Here is a 19,270-nt window from a genome sequence, read left to right as displayed (position 1 = left end):
GGGTGGGGACTTTTATCTGGCCACCAGCGGGGACCTCGACCTGGCCACCAATGGGGACTTTCTCACGGCCATGGACAGCCGAGCTGTGTTGGCGTAACCGATTGTCGAGGTTTCGCGTGCTTCCGACGTAGTACTTCCCGTCCGCGCACTCGAGGATGTATACCCATGCCATCGCAGTATCGTCGAAGATTCTGGCAGCCCGAGGAACGTATGTACCCCTGCCTGTGGAGAGTTCGCGGCAGCTCGCGTCGCCTGTTTACTCCGACTTGCGGTGCCCTTCGTGGCTCGTCGCTTGCGCTCCTCGCACCTCAGGGAGCATGGGAAAGCGTCGCGCCTCAGGGAGCATGGGGAAGCGTCGCACCTCAGGGAGCCATCGGGTAGCTCCGCATCTTCGGTCTGCGGCCAGGTGCCGACCGGGGCTCGCCCTTCAGTACACGTCCCGCACATAGCGTTTGTCAGCTGCGAGTGCCTTGACGTACGACTCGGCGCTCGCGGGGGAGCGGCGACCGTACTGCGCGACAATGCCTTTCAGTGTTGCGTCGACGTCCTTGGCCATCCGAGTCGCGTCGCCGCAGACGTAGACGTGAGCGCCGTCGTGCAGCCACTGGTAGAGCTCTTCACCGTGTTCGCGCATCCGGTCCTGGACGTAGATCTTGCGATCCTGATCGCGCGAGAACGCGACGTCGAGGCGGGTGAGCAGTCCGTCGCCGAGCATGGTCGTCAACTCGTCGCGATAGTAGAAGTCGGTCGCCGAGTACTGCTCGCCGAAGAACAGCCAGTTCTTCCCGGTGTGCCCCAGGGCCTCGCGTTCGCGGAGGAAACCGCGGAACGGGGCGATGCCGGTGCCGGGGCCGATCATGATCATCGGGGTGTCGGGATCGGCCGGCGGCCGGAAGTGGCTCGTGGAGGTGACGAACACGCCGATCTCCTCGTCGGCGCGGTCGGCCAGGAAGGTCGAGCAGACTCCACCGCGCGGCGTGCCGAACAGGTTGTAGCGCACGGCCGACACCGTCAGTTGGATCTCGTCAGGACTCTCCAGGGGGCTCGATGAGATCGAATACGACCGGGGGGCGATCGATTTGAGGACCTGCATCCACTCCGCGGCGTCAGCGCTGACGGGATGATCGGCCAGGACATCGACCGACTGTCGCCCCCATGCCCAGTCGTTGAACTGCTGTTTGTTCCCGGGTGCGATGAGCGTCTTGAGGTCGGCGGAACCGGTACGGTCGGCGACGAAACGGACGAGATCCGGTGTCACGCGCGCGAATTCGATGCGGTCGCGCAGGGCGGTGTGCAACGCGACCTCATCGCCGCCCACGGTCACCGACGCGTCGGCGTCGAGGCCGGTACGGTCGAGGAACTCCTCGACGAGCGTTGGGTCGTTGCGCGGCCAGACCCCCAGCGCGTCCCCGGCCTGGTACGACATCGTGCCGGCGGGCAGGTGGAACCCGAAGTTGCGCACGTCCTTACCGGACCCCTCGGAGTTGAGCTTGACGTTCCGCACGAGCGAGGTGAGCAGCGGCTTCTTCCGCGAATAGGCCGGCGCGGAACGTACCGAGGGTGCCGCCGCGGAGTCGGCCGGTTCACTGACCACGGTCACCCGGTCGCCGGTCACCCCCGAGGTGGGTGCCCGGTTCGACATGCTGATCGCCCGGATGACCTCGGTCAGCCAGCCGCCCGCCGTCTCCTCGAAGTCGGGTTCGCAGTCGACGCGCTCGAGTAGGCGACGGCCACCCAGTTCGCCGATGCGGGTGTCGAGTTTGCGTCCGTGGCCGCAGAAGTCGTCGTAGTTGGAGTCGCCGAGCGCCAGCACCGCGTAGTCGACGCCGGACAGGTCGGGTGCGTCGTCGGAGTTCAGCGCATCCCAGAACGATGTACCGTTGTCCGGCGGATCGCCGTCCCCGGTGGTCGAGGTGACGAACAGGGCCGTGCCCTTCAGTTCGCCGACCTCGACATCGTCCATCGACCGGGCGTCGACCCGGAGGCCGCTGGCCTTGACGCGCTCGGCTGCTTCTGCGGCGAGCTCCTCGGCGTTGCCCATCTGCGAGGCCCAGAGCACCGTCACCGTGTCGGTGTCCGGTTCCGACGACGATGAGTCCGACCGGGGGACAGCGGGATCGGGTGCGGCGGCCGCGCGGGAGTACAGGCCGGCGAGAACACCCGACACCCAGATGCGGAGCTCGGCCCCCAGCGGCGCATCGGCCGGGACGACCGGACTGCCCACGGGCGAATCGCCCACGCCGGCCACGAGACCGGCCAGGTAGAGGCGCTCGGCGGGGGTCATCGCAGGCGCCTCGACACCCGAGACCCCCAGTGCGACGCCGAGGTCCGTCGAACCCGCGGCGACGACCGGCGCATCGTCGACGTCACCGCGCGAGCCGGGCACCCGGATCAGGGTCACCGCACAGACTTTCAGCTCCGGTTGCTGCGACAACGGATCCACCGCGTCGGAGGTGACGGCGTTGATCGCCAGGTGTTCGCCGAAGACGTCGTTCCAGTGAAACGGTACGAAGCAGTTGCCGGGTCGCACGCGGTCGGAGATCCGCGCGGGCAACACCGCCCGGCCGCGACGGGACGCCACCTCGACCTTGTCCGCGGCGGTGATGCCCAACCGGTCGGCATCGTCGGGATGTATCTCGACGAAGGGCTCCGGGTTGAGTTTGTTGAGCTTGGCCACCCGGCCGGTCTTGGTCATGGTGTGCCACTGATGGGGCAACCGGCCCGTGTTCAGCAAGAAGGGGTAGTCGTCGTCGGGCATCTCGGCCGGGTCGAGGTGGGGACGGGCGAAGAACTGGGCGCGGCGGCTGGGGGTGGCGAACGCGAGGCGCGGTGTCGACCCGTCGTCGAGGCGGTGGAGCGTCTGACTGCGACCGTCGTTGAGATATCGGATCGGGTTGCGGGCACCGGTGTCCACCGGATCGGGCTCGCTGTCGTCGGCCGGCGGGCACGGCCATTGCATCGGAGTGCGGCGGAGCCGGTCGTAGGTAACCCCGCGCAGGTCGTAACCGGTGTTCGGGTTCGCGAACCGTTTGATCTCCTCGAACACCTCCTCGGCGCTCGCATAGTCGAAGGCGTCGGCGTACCCCATCTCGGCGGCGATGCGCGCGATGAGCTGCCAGTCCGGGATCGCCTGTCCGGGGGCGTCGAGCGCGGGTTCGAACAGGGTGAGGTTGCGTTCGGAGTTGACCATCACACCGGTCGACTCCGACCACAGCGTCGCGGGCAGCACCACGTCGGCGTACTGGTTGGTCTCGGTGTCGACGAAGGTGTCCTGGGTGATCACGAGCTCGGCGCGCTCGAGTCCCTCGATGACGGTCTTGCGATTCGCCACCGAGGCAACGGGATTGGTGCAGATGATCCAGCACGCCTTGATCTCGCCGTCGGCCATCCGACGGAACATGTCGATGGTGCCGCCGCCCACGTCGGTGCGCAGGGTCCCGGCCGGAACACCCCAGACACCTTCCACGAACTCACGGTCCGCCGCGGACACGACAGCGCGCTGGCCGGGCAGTCCCGGGCCCATGTAACCCATCTCGCGCCCGCCCATGGCGTTCGGCTGTCCGGTCAGTGAGAACGGTCCGCTGCCGAGCCGGCAGATCGCGCCGGTGGCGAGGTGGAGGTTGATGAGCGCGTTGGTGTTCCAGGTCCCGTGGGTGGACTGGTTGAGGCCCATCGTCCAGCAACTCATCCAGTTGGCTGCGTCGCCGATGAGCTCGGCCGCGGCCCGCAGGTCCGACGCCGCGATCCCGGTGATCGATTCGACGACATCCGGCGGGTACTGGGCGGCGAAGTCGGGGATCTGGTCGAAGCCGTCGGTGAACGACTCGATGAACTCGGTGTCGGTGTGGCCGTTCTCGATGAGCAGGTGCAGCAGGCCGTTGAGGAAGGCGAGGTCGGTCCCGGACCGGATCTGCAGGAACAGGTCGGCCTTGTCGGCCGTCGCCGTGCGTCGAGGATCGACGACGATCAGCTTCGCCCCGGCCTTGACCCGGTCCATCATGCGCAGGAACAGGATCGGGTGACAGTCGGCCATGTTGGCACCGATGACCAGGAAGACGTCGGCGTGGTCGAAGTCCTGGTACGACCCGGGCGGCCCGTCGGATCCGAGCGACAGTTTGTATCCGGTCCCGGCGCTCGCCATGCACAGCCGCGAGTTCGACTCGATCTGATTGGTGCGCAGGAATCCCTTGGCCAGCTTGTTCGCCAGGTACTGCGCCTCCAGCGACATCTGGCCCGACACATACAGGGCCACCGCGTCGGGCCCGTGCTCGTCGACGATGTCGCGCAGGCGTCGCGCGGTGTCGGTGACGACGGCGTCGAGTGCGGCGGGCCGGAGCTGGCCGCCCCGATCGTCTCGGACCAGCGCGGTGGACAGGCGCCCGCCGGCGGCGAGCATGTCCGCGGTGGTGGACCCCTTGGTGCACAGTCGCCCGAAGTTCGTCGGATGATCGGGCCGGCCGATCGTCCTGGTGACGCGGTCGGAATCGTCGTCGAGCTTCATCTCCATGCCGCAACCGACACCGCAATAGGCGCACAGCGACATCACCGATCGGGACACGACAGATCGAGTCGGGGCAGACAGGGTCACGGGTTTCAGCGTCGGAGGTCGATGTTTCGCGACCCGAAGCCCGGCGTTACGCATCCATCAATTTGACCTCACAGAACTCGGTCCCCGATGTGAAAGGCCGCCGGAACCGCAGGTGAACGCCGACTCCGGCACTTGAACGGGTGGGTTTCGGCGTTGCTCAGCCGGATCTCAGCCGGGGTGGATAAGACTGTAGCCATGCGCATCCTCGTGGTCGATGACGATCGGGCCGTCCGGGAGTCGTTGCGACGGTCGCTCACCTTCAACGGCTACAGCGTCGAGACCGCGGGCGACGGCATCGAGGCACTCGAGAAGATCCTGGCCGACCGGCCGGACGTGGCGATCCTCGACGTGATGATGCCCAGGCTCGACGGCCTCGAGGTGTGCCGCCGACTCCGCTCCGCCGGTGACGACCTCCCCATCCTGGTGCTGACCGCACGCGACTCAGTGTCCGAGCGGGTGTCCGGGCTCGACGCCGGAGCCGACGACTACCTGCCCAAGCCGTTCGCCCTCGAGGAACTCCTCGCCCGGTTGCGGGCGCTGTTGCGCCGTGCCTCGCCGGACGAGGACGCGGATTCGGAGACCCTGACGTTCGCGGATCTGTCGCTCGATCCCGTCACCCGCGATGTCACCCGCGGCGAGCGCTCGATCAGTCTGACGCGCACCGAGTTCGCCCTGCTCGAGATGCTCATGGCCAATCCGCGCCGGGTGTTGTCGCGCAGCCGCATCCTCGAAGAGGTCTGGGGCTACGACTTCCCGACGTCGGGTAATGCGCTCGAGGTGTACGTCGGCTATCTCCGGCGTAAGACCGAGGCCGACGGCGAACCGCGACTGATCCACACCGTGCGCGGGGTCGGGTACGTCCTGCGGGAGACGCCGCCCTAGTGATCGGCAAGTCGTCGAACTCGACGTCGCGACACCCGAAGACCCGGGATCTCCTCCGCGACCGCCTCACCCGGGCGATCACGGGGCACACCACCGGTGTCGGGTCGGACGAGAAGGAGATGCGGGCGCCGATGCCGCTGATGCGCGCGGTGTCGCTGCGTACCCGCGTGACGATCCTGTCGGCGACCGTCGTGCTGGTCTCGGTGAGTCTGATGGCCGCGGCCGCGTATTTCGTCGTGTATCGCGCGATGTACAACGATGTCGACCAGCAGCTCGAGAGTCGCGCCGACGGGATGGCCGCGCTCGCCCGCGCGGGGGTCCTGCGTACGCAACCCGAGCAGCTGGTGGCCGGAACGGTGTTCTCCACCAACATCTCCATCGCGCTGGTGACCCCCAGCGGCGAGACGTATCTCATCGGTCAGGTGCCGTTCGACGACGTCGAGCGCGGCATCGTCCGGTCGCCGTCCGTGCCCGGTTCCACGCAGCAGAGCCTGCGCACCACGCGCAATCAGCGTGTCCTGACCCGCAAACTCGACGACGGCAACACCCTCGTGCTCGCACAGAGCCTCATCCAGACCGACCGGGTGCTCAAGCGTCTGGCCTGGGTGCTCTTCGTGGTCGGTTGCGGCGGGGTCGCCCTCGCCGCCCTGGCCGGGACGACGGTGGCGCGCGCCGGGTTGCGGCCGGTCTCGCGTCTCAACCGCGCCGTGGAGCGGGTCGCGCGGACCAACGACCTGACGCCCATCCCGGTGACCGGCAACGACGAACTCGCCAAGCTCACGGTCAGTTTCAACGCGATGCTGCGCGCCCTCGACGAGTCCCGGGATCGGCAGGCACGTCTGGTCGCCGACGCCGGACACGAGCTGCGGACCCCGTTGACCTCGTTGCGGACCAATCTGGAGTTGCTGATCGCCGCGAGTCGTCCCGGGGCGCGGGCGGTGCCGGAGGAGGACATGGTCGATCTCCGTGCCGATGTGATGGCGCAGATCGAGGAATTGTCCACGCTCGTGGGCGATCTCGTCGACCTCGCCCGCGAGGACGCGCCGGAAGTGGTCTACGAGGAGGTCGATCTCGCCGAGATCGTGGAGCAGGCCCTCGAACGAGTTCGACGCCGCCGCAACGACGTCGAGTTCGAGGTCGACCTCGCCCCGTGGTTCGTGTTCGGCGAGGCACATGGACTGTCGCGCGCGGTGCTGAACGTGCTCGACAACGCGGCGAAGTGGAGTCCTCCCGGCCGCACGGTGCGCGTCGGCCTGACCCAGATCGGGATGTCGACCGCGGAGCTCAACGTCGCCGATGCCGGTCCCGGAATCCCCGAGGAGGACCGAGGTCTCGTCTTCGAGCGGTTCTATCGGTCGACGCAGTCGCGGTCGATGCCGGGATCGGGTCTGGGACTGGCAATCGTGCGTCAGGTGGTCGAACGACACGGCGGCACCGTGGTCGCCGACACGTCGCCGCTCGGGGGAGCGCTGATCCGGATGACCCTGCCGGGCCGGGCAACTGCGGCGGAACCATCCCCGCAGGTGATTCGTCAGTAGAGGAGAAGCGGGTGGCGCCGGGCCGACGACTCGGTTGTCGACGACTGCGAACAGCCTTGAACTCGCCCGGTGTGACCTGGTCTCGGATCACCTAGGGTTGACCGAAGGCGCAGTTCGGGTACGACGATGCCGAGGTGTTGCGGTCCCGGCCCGGCCACTGACAACAAGCACCGGCGCATGGCCGGGCCGACGAGGAAGAGACGAAGATGACGACTGGCGGTTCGCACGGTGACAGCTCCTACGGGGGCGGTCAGCACGGCGGTGGTCAACACGGCGGTGGTCAGCACGGTGGGGGCCAACCGGGCGGGGGTCACCGCGCGGCGTCGGGCAACGAGGCGTCGGGACAGGGCGGTCCGTTCGGTCCGCCGTCGGGCTCCTTCCCCGCACCGGGCGGCCAGGGCTACCCGGGTACCAACGCGTCGACATCGTCGTACGGCAGGCCCGGGACGAGTCCGTTCCCGCCACAGGGCAACTACGGTCCGGGTCCCGCGTACGGACAGTCGGGCCAGCCGCCGTTCGGCTCCCAGCCCGGCTTCGGGAACCAGGGCCCGGACGGCCCCTCGGCCGCACCCGCCAAGAAGAAGAGTGGCGGACGCCTCGTGGCGCTGGGGGTGGCCGGACTCGTCCTGGCGTTGGTCGCGGGCGGTGTGGGTGGCGTGGCCGGATACAACCTCGCCGAGTCCGACGCTGGTTCCAGCTCCAGCAACGGTCCGCTGGGCGGCGATCCCGGCAACGACAACACGACGCCGGTCGCCGCGCCGGCCGGTTCCGTGCAGGAGGTCGCGGCCCGGGTCACCCCGTCGGTGGTCTCCATCGAGGTCGCGTCCGGCGGGGCGATGGGTTCCGGCTCGGGCGTCGTCCTCAGCGAGGACGGCGTCATCATGACGAACAACCACGTCGTCAGTGCCGGCGGCAACGGCCCGGCGTCGAGGGTCGCGGTCAACTTCGCCGACGGTTCGCGGGCCGAGGCCCGTGTCCTGGGGGCCGACCCGATCTCCGACATCGCGGTCATCAAGGTCGACCGCGACGACGTCACACCGATCACCGTGGGCAACTCGAACAACCTGGCCGTCGGGCAGGACGTGATCGCAATCGGTTCACCGCTGGGACTCGCGGGCACCGTCACCACCGGCATCATCAGTGCGCTCAACCGTCCCGTGCTGACCTCGCGTGACCCCGGGACCAACACCACCTCGGTCATCGACGCCATCCAGACGGACGCGGCGATCAACCCGGGCAACTCCGGCGGTGCCCTGGTGAACGCCCGGGGCGCGCTGATCGGGATCAACACCGCGATCGCCACCCTCGGTGGGGGTGAGCAACAGGCCGGTGGCAGCATCGGACTCGGGTTCGCGATCCCGATCGATCAGGCCATCCGGGTGGCCAGGGAACTCGAGTCCACCGGCAAGGCCAGCCACGCCAACATCGGTGTGTCGGTACGGCCGAGCGGCGCGTCCGACGCACCCGGGGCCGTCGTCACCGCGGTGACGCCCGGCGGTCCGGCTGCGAACGCGGGCATCCCCGAGGACGCGGTCATCACGAAGGTCGACGACCGCGTCATCTCCTCGGGGGACGCCCTCGTCGCCGCGGTCCGGTCGCACGCACCGGGCGACACGGTCACCGTGACCTATGTGGACAACGGCGCCACCAAGACCGCCCAGGTGAAGCTCGGCACGCTCGCGGCCGGCTGACCGACCACCACAACTGCATCGAGGAGGCTGTTCCGGCGCCCACCGCGGGCGCCGGCACAGCGCAGCACGAACGACCGTTTCGACGGTCCCACCTATCAAGAAAGGGCCTGTCATGTCCGACGCTGCTCCGCGCAACCCGGGTACCACCGCCGTCTCGGCCGAGACCGATCTCGACGAGAACTCATTGGACGTCCGCCTCGCGGGCGGGCCGGGTCCGGTCGACCCCGCCGACGTGGTCGCGGCCGACGCCGCGGCACGGGAGTTCGTCGCGCGCCACGAACAGGCCGCTCACCGCCCGCAGGGCGAAGAGATCGGTCGTGCGCTGGTCGTCGTCGTCGACGACGAGGCGGCCCACGGTGAGGACCAGCGTCTGCTCGGGCCGCTCGTGAGCGAACTGCTGGCCGAGGCGGGGTTCCACGTCGACGCCGCCGTGGTCGTCTCCGGGGACGAGGTGGAGATCCGCAATGCGCTCAACACCGCGGTGATCGGCGGAGTGGACCTCGTGGTCTCGGTGGGCGGCGTCGGCGTCGGCGCCCGGGATGTGACGCCCGAGGCCACCGAACCCCTTCTGGATCGGCGTCTGCGGGGTATAGAAGAGGCCGTCCGCAGCTCCGGTCTGGCGGCGGGAGCCACCGACGGCGGACTTTCGCGCGGGCTGGCTGGAATCTCCGGACAGACACTCGTGGTGAACCTGGCCAACTCGCGGGCTGCGGTGCGCGACGGCATGGCAACTGCCGCACCCCTCGCCAAGTACGTGATCGAGTCGATCAGCGAGTTCTGACCCGGTCGCTCCGCGAGGCCTCCGAGCGGCCCGGAAATCTGTTCAGCAATACAAAGAAAACTCCTGGTTAACAGGGTGACGGGCCACTTTCGATGGGATATCCGACCGGTGGGAACAGAGTCTTCAGAACCCCGGAAATTGCCGATGAGCAGCGATGATGACGCCGCGCAGCACCGAGCTGCGCGGCGTCGTCGTCTCGACGCGGTGTTCGGAAACACCCTTCCTGAACTGACTTCAGACGAGAGTGACGAACATCACACAGGGCGCTCTAAGGATTGGTACGAGGCGCAGCGGCCGCCGCATCACGGGTGATTTCGCTCTTTACGTACGTAGTCACATCAGCGTGTTTTCCTGTCGTTAACTTTCGCCGTTCTATCGTTGGCGAATCTGAGATTCACGCTGGTGCGTGCCCTCTTCGTGACACGGCCGAGTCCTCCTGTTGCCCGAGTTGAGACCGCTCCGATAACGTTCGGCTCGACGACGCGCGGTCCCCAGAGTCGGGGACCGGGGGAGTCCTGCGATCTGTCGCGAGTGACAACGCAGCAGTGACCACGAATTCGATGGATTCTTTACGACAGCTAAGGCATGCATAAGAGCTGGCTTGGTGGTAACTGTGTGGAAGCCCATCGAACGTCGTGGGTCATGACTTGCGGGTGTGAGTGCATTCCGCGGGGTAACAGCCGAATCCTGTGAGAGGGAACGAATGAGCAAGTTCAGCAAGCTTGGGCTGCGCCGCGCCGCGGGCGCGGTCGCGATCGCCTCGGCCGCGGTCGTGGGCCTGGCCGGCATGGGCGTCGGCGAAGCGGCAGGTGCGCCGCTGCCGAACGGTTACAAGAACGCCACCGGCATCGACGGCGAGTCCATCCAGACCTGGCGGACCGGTGAGAACGCCTACCCGATCCCCACCGTCGCGAACAACCCCGCGTCGCGTGGTTTCGTGCTTTCGGGTACTTACTCGGCCAAGGCATCTGCTGGCGTCGGCGGCAAGCTTGCCGTGAAGTACATCGTGGGCTGCCAGGTCGACGTCAGCGGCATCACGCTCGATCTGGGCGGCGTGATCAGCCTGTCTGCTGCCACGTTGTCCGGCTCGTTGAGTCTTCCCCTCGCTCCGGGGCAGGTCGCCGTTGTCGACCTCACCGACAAGGACTTCTCCGACTCAGGTGTTGCCGCCATCCAGCTGTCGCAGCTGTCGTTCAACCTCAATCAGTGCGGTGGCTTCGCCTCGGCGCGATCGGTGGCCAAGACCATCGGGGCCAAGGGCTACAGCACCGACGACGGGAAGCTCAGCGGCGAGGGCACCCTCATCCAGTCCACCCTGTACGGCAAGCCCTTCACCATCGGTTGATCCGGGCGCAGATAACAAGCTTTACCTGACTTATCTGCCCTGAGCAGATCGATATTCCACGAAGGGGAATCATGAAGAAGAACATCACGCGTCGCGTGGTTGCGGCGGCCGGTCTCGCCGGTGCCGTCGCGATGGGCCTCACCAGCCTCGGCGCCGGTGGCGCCACCGCCGGCCCGCTGCCGGGTGGCACCATCACCAAGACCCTGGTCGACGGCACGCCCGTCACCGTCCAGCTGTTCGACGAGTTCGTTAGCGTCCAGCGTCCGATCAGCAACGTCCCCACCACTCGCGAGGGCTGGTTGTCGGGCAAGGTTCGCGTGACCGTCGGCGGCAAGGCCGAGGGTGGCTCCATCAAGGTCGGCTACGACGTCGGCTGCCAGGTCCACTTCGGCGGTGGCGAGGCCCAGGTGCCTGGCGCAGAGGCCGGCATTGACTACTCGAATCCGGGTAACGTTACTGCGGGTGCAGGCCTCACGCCGATCGACGATGACGACAACCTCTTCGGCGGCGGCGTGTCGCTCGGCCCGGGCGAGGTCAAGCGTCAGTGGCTCATCAGCGAGACCTCCGGCTCGGACACGGCCTACTCGGACTACAACTTGAGTGCGTACACCTTCCAGGGGCAGAAGGGTGGCGTCGTCTACAGCCAGGAGCAGTTCAAGGTCGAGAGCTGCGCCGGCTATGCTTCGGCTCGCGCCTTCATCCAGGTGACCGTCAGCACCGACGCCGTCAAGGGTGTCGTGGCGCTCAACGGTAAGCCGTTCAGCCTCGGCTGATCGACTCCTCCACCACGCCGCGGGGCGGGAATCCGAACGGATTCCCGCCCCGCGGTCGTCATTGTGGGGCCGGTTCGGGGTCGCTGTGAGTCTCCTGTAACCGGCTGTCTGGCAGTGAAACTCATCGGTCCTCGGTCGTAGTCTCGGTGCCGGCGGTGCTCATCCCGCCGGTGAGGAGCCATCACATGTCCACCGCGACCGAGCCGCGACCGGTTGACGATCCGAGCGCGGGCGACGTGGGGCCACGCGTCCCGACGTCAGAGGTCCTACCGCCCACTCTCTCGGTGCCGGCGACCATCCGCCGTTTCGCGCCTTTGGTCGCCGGTCTGAGGTGGCGTCTCGCGCTCGCCGTGATCTGCCATCTCGTGCAGGTCGGCAACACGGTGGTCACCGTCGCGCTGTTCGCGCACATCGTCGACGACGTGCTGGTGACCGGCGATCTGAGCGCGCTGTCCACCCCGATGATGATCTGGGTGGGTGTCTCCATTCTCGGCGCCGTGTCGTCGTATGCGGGCGGGATCCTGACCGCAGGAGTGACCGAGACGGTACTGCTGCGTCTCCGGGGTCAGCTGTACGCGCACATCCAGCGACTCGCGCCGCACACGCGGGACCGGTTCGGTGACGGAGACCTGGTGTCGCGCACCACCGCCGACGTCGAGGCGGTCGACAGTCTCGTGTCGTCGGGTGTGGTCTCCGGCGTCGTCGCCACCGTGAGTCTCCTCGTCTACGGTGCCGCCGCCTTCGCGACCAACTGGCAGTTGGCCCTTGTCGCCGCCGTTCTCGCTCCGCTGCTCTGGGTGACGGCCCGCCGATTCGGCGCCGTGGTCAAACGTGCGTCGCGTCGCGAGCGGCAGGCTGCCGGCCGGATCAGTTCACTGGTCGCCGAGGGGATCGGCAACATGGTGGCGTTGCAGGCCGACAACCAGACCTCGCACCACCGAGCCCGGGTCCTGGAGCAGAACCGCCGATGGCGGGAGTCCCGGATGTCGGAGTCCCGGGCGGGGGCGGCCTTCGCCGAGGCGGTCACGGTCGTCGAAGTGCTCTGCATGGTCGTCGTCATCGCGTTCGGGGCGTGGCTCATCGCCGGCGGTGATGCGCAACTGGGCACGCTCATCGCCCTGACCGGATATCTCGGGTACCTCTATCCGCAGATCCAGGTACTCGGCGGTCTGCTCGTCGAGGTCACGTCCGCGACCGCGAGCGCCGAACGGGTGGCCGAGGTCCTCGACGCGCCGGCGGGTGTCGCCGAACCGATTGCGCCCGAATCGCTTGCGCCCGAACCAGGTGTCACTGACCCGATTCCGGCCCGTCGTCCGGTCGCGCCCGCCTCGGTTCGTCTGTCGTTGACCGGGGTGTCCTTCGCATACCCGGACAACGGGTCCCGAGTCTTCGAGGACGCCCACCTGGAGATCCGTGCGGGTGAGACAGTGGCGGTCACGGGTCCCAGTGGTGTCGGCAAGAGCACCCTGACCCGTCTGCTGCTGCGTCTGTACGACCCTGACGCGGGGTCGATCCGGCTGAACGGCACCGACATTCGCCATCTCGACGTGAGCGATCTGAGAGAGCATCTGTCGGTGCTGCATCAGCGGCCGGCGTTGATGCGCGGCACGATCGCGGACAACATCCGTTTCGGCTGCACCACGGCGACCAGAGCGGACATCGCAGCTGCCGCGCGGGCCGCAGGGGCCGCCGAATTCATCTCGCGGTTGAACGGCGGCCTCGACGCCGAGGTCGTCGAACGTGGGGAGAACCTGTCCGGTGGTCAGCAGCAGCGAATTGCGCTGGCGCGCACGATCCTTCGAAACCGCCCGGTACTGGTCCTCGACGAACCGACCACAGGTCTCGACGACGAGACCGTCAGCGGGATCCTCGAACCACTCGCCAGGGTCGCGTCACTGCGGACCACGATCCTCATCACCCATGATCCGCGTGTGCTCGAGCTCGCCGACCGGACACTCGAATTGCGCGACGGACGGTTCGCCGATGTGGCTCCGGTGGCGCCGTGGTCAGGCGAGGGCGCGCTCGTAGAACGACCACGAACGGTGCAGCTGGTCCTGCCAGTACAGCCATGAATGGGTTCCCGCGGGCGGGAGGTCCACCGTCGCCGGGATGTTCAACTGCCCGAGACGATTCAGGAGCTGGACGGTGCAGCCCAGGGTGGCGCCCTCGATGACTCCGCCCACGACGATCTGGTCGGCCAGGGTGTCCAGGTCCTTCACGTAGCGAGGATTGTCGTACTGCCCGGGCAGACCGCCGGCGTTCGAGATGTAGAGCTTCTGGCCACGCAGCTTGGCGGCGTTCACCACGGGATCGTGGGCGCGCCAGCCGGAGCCGCCGTACGGACCCCACATATTGGTGGCGTCGCCGTCCCCGCGGATCTCTACGACGAGTCTGATGTATTCCTGACCGAACGGGTCGGACGTCGTCGGACATCCGCTGTAGGAGCCGACGGCCTGGTAGAGATCGGGATGCTCGATGGCGAGGTTCAGCACCGACGTCGCCGACGAGGAGATCCCGCCGATGGCGTTGCGCCCGGAGGTGTTGTAGGTGGCATCGACGACCGCGGGGAGTTCCTTGCCCAGGAAGGTCGACCACTTGTGCACGCCGAGAACCGGATCGGGCTTCTGCCAGTCGGTGTAGTAGCTGTACTGGCCGGCGTTCGGGATGACCACGTACAGGTTCTTGTTGCGCGTGAACTCGACGATGTCGGTCTTCTCCAGCCAGTTGGCGCGATCCTCGCCGCCGCCGGCACCGTTGAGGAGGTAGAGCACCCCGCGCGGCTTGGACTCGTCGGCCGGCTTGATCACGGTCAGCGGTACATCACGGTTCATGGCGTCGGAATGCACGACGATGTCGGTCACGCGCCCGGGCGATCCGGCGTCGACGAGTCGTGGTGCGGCGCTCGCCCCGCCGGTCATTGGAGCGACGAGGGAGACACTGAGGGCGACCGCCGCTGCCATCCCGAGTTTGCGCAAACCTCTGTACACGTTTCCTCCTGATCGGGAGACGGCGGGCCGGTGGTCCGACTCGCGCTGGCTCCTGCCTTCTGTCACGGGTCCGACCTCGCGTCCGGACCGCTGGGACTGCTGCCGCTCACACTCGCGTCGTCGCCGGCCGTGGCGTCCGCCGGCGCGAGTCCGCACCGTCGGGCGTAGATCCCGCCCGCGGCGAGCAACTCCTGGTGGGTCCCTGCTTCGGCAATCACCCTATCGTCGAGGACGACGATCTCGTCGGCCAACGCCGCGGTCGCCATGCGGTGGGTGATGAGCAGGGTGGTGGTCCCCGCGCGTAGTCGGTGCAGGGCACGTTGAACGAGCAACTCGGTGCGGGGGTCGGCGGCGCTGGTCGCCTCGTCGAGAATGAGGATCTTGGGCGACGCGGCAATCGCGCGCGCGACGGTGACCAGCTGTTTCTCGCCGGCGCTGAGGTTTTCGGATTCCTGGCCGATCACGGTGTCGATGCCCTCGGGGAGTGCTGCGACGATCTGCGCGACGTGGCTGTCCGTAAGAGCCGCATCGACCGCACGGCCGTCCTCGATGCCGAAGGCGATGTTCTCGCGGACTGTCCCGGTGAACAGCCACGGTTCCTGGGTGACGACGGCCATGTCCGCCCGTACCCGGTGCGGTCCGAGTTCGACGAGATCGACGCCGTCGATGGTGATCGAGCCCCGACTGGGTGCGTAGAACGCCTGCAGGAGATTGGTCAGCGTGGTCTTGCCCGACCCGGTGGTCCCCACCACGGCGGTGGTCGTGCCGGGCGCCATCCGGAAGCTCACCGAGTCGAGAACGGGGTTGTCTTCCTCGTAGGCGAAGCCCACGTCGTCGAAGACGATCTCGGGCGGGAGCTGGTGCCGGCCGGACGAGACCGGCACCGGCTGGCCGGTGTCGGCGCCGCCGTCCTCGGGTGCTTCGAGCACCTCTCGGACCTTGCTCGCCGACACCGTTCCGGACTGGACCTTGGTGACGAAGCCGGCGAGTTCGCGAACCGCGCTCGTCAGCTGCTGTGCGAACACCACCACCACCTGAGCCGCCCCGAGACTGAGGTGCCCGTCGACCACCATGATCCCGCCGACGACCGCCAGGATCAGGAACACCAGGGCGTTGACCGCGGTGAGGACCGAGGGCAGGGAACCGCCGATCCACTGGGCAGAGCGCACCGACGCGAAGAGTTTGTCGTTGAGGTCGTCGAAGCGGCGCGCGGCGGTCGGTTCGGCGTTGTACGCCTGCAACATCCGGCGCGCGCTGAGTTCCTCTTCGATGTGCCCCGTGAGGGCGGCCGTGGTCGTCCAGCGGGACTCGAGGTGCGGTCGTGCCCGGCGGGCGAGCAGGACCGCGGCCAGCGCCGACACGGGTGCTGCGACCAAGGCGACACAAGCCAGCACCGGGGAGATGACGAACAGCACGGCGGTGACGACGACAAGCGTCAAGGCATTCGTCGGAACGGTCACCAGCACCGGTGCGATCACCGTCGCGGCGTTGTCGGTGTGGGCGGTCAGCTTGCTCACCCACACGCCGCGTGTGGTGTTCTCGAAGTAGCGCAACGGAAGACGGTGGATCTTGTCCTCAATGCGTGCGCGCAACCCGGCCACCGACCGCTGCACGGCGACGGTCAGCAACCGGCCCTGGGCGAGGCTGCAGACCGCGGCCGCCACGAACACCCCGACCTGGATCGCCAGCAGCGTCCAGAGCAGTCCCCAGTTCATCGTCGCGTCGCCGACCGTGCCGTCGACGATCACGTTGGTGACCGCACCGAACAGGATCGGCGCGACGACGCCGCCGACCGCGGCGAGGATCGCGAAGAGGGAGATGGCCGTCCCGCGTCCTCTGCTCAGGTCGAGTTGCCAGACGATCCAGCGCAGCGATCCATCGCGCCGTCGAGCCGTCGGTCGGTCTGCCGACGCCTGCTTCCCCCTCGGCCCGACCGCCGGCGCCTGCGATCTCTGGTCAAGCATTGGTCACCGCCTGCGCGTAGGCGATCTCCCGATAGATGTCGCTGCGGGACCGCAATTCCGAATCTGTTCCGAGGCCGACGATCCGTCCCGCGTCGAGCACCGCGATGACGTCCGCGTGCTGGACCGACGACACACGCTGCGCGGCGATCAGGACCGTCGCATCCGGATCGGTCCGGCGCAACCGTCCGATGATCTGGGCCTCGGTGTCGACGTCGAGAGCGCTGAACGGGTCGTCGAGGACGTACAGCGCGGGCCGGCGGAGAACGGCACGCGCGAGTGCGAGCCGTTGGCGCTGACCACCGGAGAAGTTGCGTCCCTCCTGCGCCACCGTGGCGTCGAGAGCGCCGGGGCGAGCCGAGACGAAGTCGGCCGCGGCGGCGACCTCCAGGGCGTCCCACAGCTCGTCGTCGGTGGCGGTCGGTCGGGCGATCCGGAGGTTGTCGGCGACCGTCCCGGTGATGAGCTCCGCACCCTGACCCACGAAGGCGCTGCGTGCGCGAACCCAGGCGGGCGCCAGGGCGGTCACGTCGGCGGCATCCCATCGGAGCACGCCCGACGTGGGGTCGGCGAACCGCAGGGGTAGGGACAGCAGCGTCGACTTGCCGCTTCCGGTTCCGCCGAGGACGCCGGTCACCGTGCCGGGTGCGCAGAACAGGGAGACCTGGTCGACGGTGGGGGACTCGGCGCCCGGATAGGCGACCGACACCGCGTCGAAGACGATCGCGGGCGGTGAGGGCGCCCGGCCGTCGCCGGGGTCGCCGGGGTCGAGCGGCTCGGTGTCGAGCACCTCGGTAATTCGTCCGGCGCTGGTCACCGCACGCGGGATGACCCCGGCGATCATGGTCAGCAGCGACACCGCCAGCAGGATCTGGGCGAGATAGCCGACCGTCGCGGTGATCTGGCCGATCTGCATCTCCCCGCGGTCGACGAAGATCGCACCCAGTGCGGTCACCGCGACCACGGCGAGGTTCGAGACCACGGTGACCAACGGCAGCATCAGGACCTGCAGTCGGCCGAGGCGTAGGGCCACGTGGGTGAGTTCGTCGTTCTCCACCGCGAACCGGGCGCGCTCCCGGTCCTCTCGCCGAAAGGTGCGGATGATCGCGATCCCACGCAACTGCTCGCGCAGCACCCGGTTCACGACGTCGAGACGACGCTGCAACTGCGCAGCCCACGGCACCAGACGCCGGACGAGGACGGCGACGAGGACGACCAGCACCGCTCCGGCGACCACCAGTACGGGCGCCATCCGCCAGCCCTGCGCCAGCGACAACACCAGCGCGCCGAACAGCATCAACGGCGCGGTCACCACGACGGTCAGGCTGATGAAGAGGAAGCCCTGGATCTGGCCCACATCTCCGGTGGAGCGCGTCAGCAGGCTCGAGAGGCCGATGGAATGCACCTGCGGATCGCTGAAGGCGCTGATCCGACCGTGCACGCGCGTGCGGAGGTCGCGCGCCGCCGTCGCCGAGATATGGGAGGCCAGGAATGTGGCACCGATCGACACCACCAGGTTGACCACGGCCACCACGACCATGAGCACCCCGACGCGCTTGATGGTCGCCACGTCACCGCGCAGGATTCCGTCGTCGATGATCGCGGCGTTGAGAGCGGGCTGGGCGAGCGTGGTGAACACCGACGCGAGCTGGAAGACGACGAAACCGGCGCAGGCCCAACGGGTTGTCCGGAGCGCGTCGAACAGGAGCGCGAGCAACGCGCGTACCTCATCTTTGCTCATCGAGCGGGTGACGGGCATCTGGTGAGGCTACTCCGGGTCGTCGTGACGCTGGCCTACCGTGGGTGCGGAACTCCCCACCGATATCGGTTTCGTGTGCGTGCCGTGAAGTGTTCCGAAGTCTACATGCGGCGGTTTCGTGCGGGGTGAGCCCGGATATGTGGGCCGCTGCTCTAGTCGCTTCATCGCTAAATGCGGATGAACAATACTTCGGGAGTTGCTGTCGGAACCATAACCGGAACAGACGAAACCGCCCCGGACGCGTGTCCGGGGCGGTCGAGTCTCGATTCGAGATCTACACGGGTGCTTCTTCCGAACCCGATTCGATTGAACCCGTGACCAGTTCGACGATCGCGTCGGTGATAGCGCCCTGAATGATTTCCGCCATGAGATCTCCTTCGTCAGTGATGAGATGCTGGACGGGTATCGCGTGCACGTGATCCACGCCCCCGTCGCAGACCTATGGATCATAAATGCTGAATTCGCCACAGCGCTCGACCGATTGATGAACGAATTTCAAATCTTTCGTTCATGATGTCGCTGCGTCGGCTAATCAGCGCGCAATGCCGACCCGGCCCCGGAGTGCAGCTGCGGAGCCACTTGGCATCGGGCAACTGTCAGGCAGGCGGAGGCGTCGGCTCTTCTTCCAGTGAACCGCTGAAAACGTCCTTGAACAGCTCGTTGAGGTTGATCTCGATGCCAGTGGCCATGTCGGTCTCCTTGAGTCGGTTTGCTCGTTGTGCGGGATCGGGTCGACGTCTCAGTCGACCTCGACCTCTTCTCCGTAGTTGTCATCCGAGCCGCTGAACAGCGCCTTCAGTGCGTCTTCGATGGAACCGCCGTAGATTTCGCCCATGATGTTCTCCTAGGTGTTGATCGCTTTCCGGAAATTTCTGACCGGAGTAGATGCTTGCGCCGTCACGATCGGAAACGATCGAAAACGGCGAGAGTCGCTGTGCTCGTCTTACTCCGCAGCGTACGATCCG

The 19,270-nt window shown here is 67.5% G+C and carries 12 protein-coding genes; 7 read left to right on the top strand and 5 right to left on the bottom strand.

Features of this window, described 5'->3' with window-relative positions:
- A partial coding sequence (locus KB201_RS24725; protein ID WP_249145014.1) for a GIY-YIG nuclease family protein occupies positions 1 to 172 on the bottom strand: 172 nt, incomplete at its 3' end.
- Between the two features lie 255 nt (positions 173 to 427).
- On the bottom strand, positions 428 to 4,543 hold the full coding sequence (locus KB201_RS02490) for a bifunctional nitrate reductase/sulfite reductase flavoprotein subunit alpha (protein ID WP_211538260.1): 4,116 nt from the start codon (positions 4,541 to 4,543) through the stop codon (positions 428 to 430).
- A 240-nt stretch (positions 4,544 to 4,783) separates the two neighbouring features.
- Between KB201_RS02490 and KB201_RS02485 the strand changes: the two genes are divergently transcribed.
- From KB201_RS02485 to KB201_RS02455, 7 genes are all read left to right on the top strand, one after another.
- Positions 4,784 to 5,470 (top strand): response regulator transcription factor, encoded by a 687-nt coding sequence (locus KB201_RS02485; protein WP_058251501.1) that lies wholly within the window; start codon positions 4,784 to 4,786, stop codon positions 5,468 to 5,470.
- Entirely contained in the window at positions 5,470 to 7,008 is a 1,539-nt protein-coding gene (locus KB201_RS02480) for a HAMP domain-containing sensor histidine kinase (RefSeq protein WP_078112187.1), read from the top strand. The genes KB201_RS02485 and KB201_RS02480 overlap by 1 nt, the downstream gene beginning before the upstream one ends.
- 206 nt (positions 7,009 to 7,214) lie before the next feature.
- The gene (locus KB201_RS02475; protein WP_058251499.1) at positions 7,215 to 8,699 is read left to right on the top strand and encodes a S1C family serine protease; all 1,485 of its coding nucleotides are present in this window, start codon (positions 7,215 to 7,217) and stop codon (positions 8,697 to 8,699) included.
- Positions 8,700 to 8,811: 112 nt separating this feature from the next.
- A complete protein-coding gene (locus KB201_RS02470) occupies positions 8,812 to 9,480 on the top strand; it encodes a molybdenum cofactor biosynthesis protein B (protein ID WP_058251498.1) in 669 nt (222 codons plus the stop codon).
- A gap of 703 nt (positions 9,481 to 10,183) precedes the next feature.
- Positions 10,184 to 10,825, top strand: a complete 642-nt coding sequence (locus KB201_RS02465) for an MspA family porin (RefSeq protein WP_078112186.1) — start codon at positions 10,184 to 10,186, stop codon at positions 10,823 to 10,825.
- Between the two features lie 71 nt (positions 10,826 to 10,896).
- Positions 10,897 to 11,598 carry an MspA family porin gene (locus tag KB201_RS02460; protein ID WP_078112185.1) on the top strand — a complete coding sequence of 234 codons (702 nt, stop codon included), beginning with the start codon at positions 10,897 to 10,899 and terminating at the stop codon, positions 11,596 to 11,598.
- Positions 11,599 to 11,783: 185 nt separating this feature from the next.
- Complete coding sequence (locus tag KB201_RS02455; protein ID WP_078112221.1) at positions 11,784 to 13,670, top strand: ABC transporter ATP-binding protein; 1,887 nt, start codon at positions 11,784 to 11,786, stop codon at positions 13,668 to 13,670.
- Here KB201_RS02455 and KB201_RS02450 read toward each other — a convergent pair.
- The 3 genes from KB201_RS02450 to KB201_RS02440 form a co-directional block, all read right to left on the bottom strand.
- A complete protein-coding gene (locus tag KB201_RS02450) occupies positions 13,605 to 14,558 on the bottom strand; it encodes an alpha/beta hydrolase family protein (protein ID WP_249145010.1) in 954 nt (317 codons plus the stop codon). The two genes, KB201_RS02455 and KB201_RS02450, sit on opposite strands and share 66 nt — an antisense overlap.
- 89 nt (positions 14,559 to 14,647) lie before the next feature.
- Positions 14,648 to 16,549 (bottom strand): ABC transporter ATP-binding protein, encoded by a 1,902-nt coding sequence (locus tag KB201_RS02445; protein ID WP_211538243.1) that lies wholly within the window; start codon positions 16,547 to 16,549, stop codon positions 14,648 to 14,650.
- The gene (locus KB201_RS02440; RefSeq protein WP_211538242.1) at positions 16,542 to 18,305 is read right to left on the bottom strand and encodes an ABC transporter ATP-binding protein; all 1,764 of its coding nucleotides are present in this window, start codon (positions 18,303 to 18,305) and stop codon (positions 16,542 to 16,544) included. Before KB201_RS02440 ends, KB201_RS02445 begins: the two co-directional genes overlap by 8 nt.
- Positions 18,306 to 19,270 lie beyond the last annotated feature (965 nt).

Origin of the sequence: Gordonia sp. SCSIO 19800 (assembly GCF_018132775.1) — a bacterium.
GTDB lineage: Bacteria > Actinomycetota > Actinomycetes > Mycobacteriales > Mycobacteriaceae > Gordonia > Gordonia hongkongensis.
Note: the sequence above shows the minus strand (reverse complement) of the source record. Positions and strands in the feature narration are given on the sequence as shown.

Bases quoted from the DNA above. Each gene is read 5' to 3' on its own strand.
- KB201_RS02490 (WP_211538260.1), bottom strand. From the start codon at position 4,543: ATGTCGCTGTGCGCCTATTGCGGTGTCGGTTGCGGCATGGAGATGAAG.
- KB201_RS02485 (WP_058251501.1), top strand. From the start codon at position 4,784: ATGCGCATCCTCGTGGTCGATGACGATCGGGCCGTCCGGGAGTCGTTG.
- KB201_RS02475 (WP_058251499.1), top strand. From the start codon at position 7,215: ATGACGACTGGCGGTTCGCACGGTGACAGCTCCTACGGGGGCGGTCAG.
- KB201_RS02470 (WP_058251498.1), top strand. From the start codon at position 8,812: ATGTCCGACGCTGCTCCGCGCAACCCGGGTACCACCGCCGTCTCGGCC.
- KB201_RS02465 (WP_078112186.1), top strand. From the start codon at position 10,184: ATGAGCAAGTTCAGCAAGCTTGGGCTGCGCCGCGCCGCGGGCGCGGTC.
- KB201_RS02460 (WP_078112185.1), top strand. From the start codon at position 10,897: ATGAAGAAGAACATCACGCGTCGCGTGGTTGCGGCGGCCGGTCTCGCC.
- KB201_RS02455 (WP_078112221.1), top strand. From the start codon at position 11,784: ATGTCCACCGCGACCGAGCCGCGACCGGTTGACGATCCGAGCGCGGGC.
- KB201_RS02450 (WP_249145010.1), bottom strand. From the start codon at position 14,558: ATGGCAGCGGCGGTCGCCCTCAGTGTCTCCCTCGTCGCTCCAATGACC.
- KB201_RS02445 (WP_211538243.1), bottom strand. From the start codon at position 16,549: ATGCTTGACCAGAGATCGCAGGCGCCGGCGGTCGGGCCGAGGGGGAAG.
- KB201_RS02440 (WP_211538242.1), bottom strand. From the start codon at position 18,305: ATGCCCGTCACCCGCTCGATGAGCAAAGATGAGGTACGCGCGTTGCTC.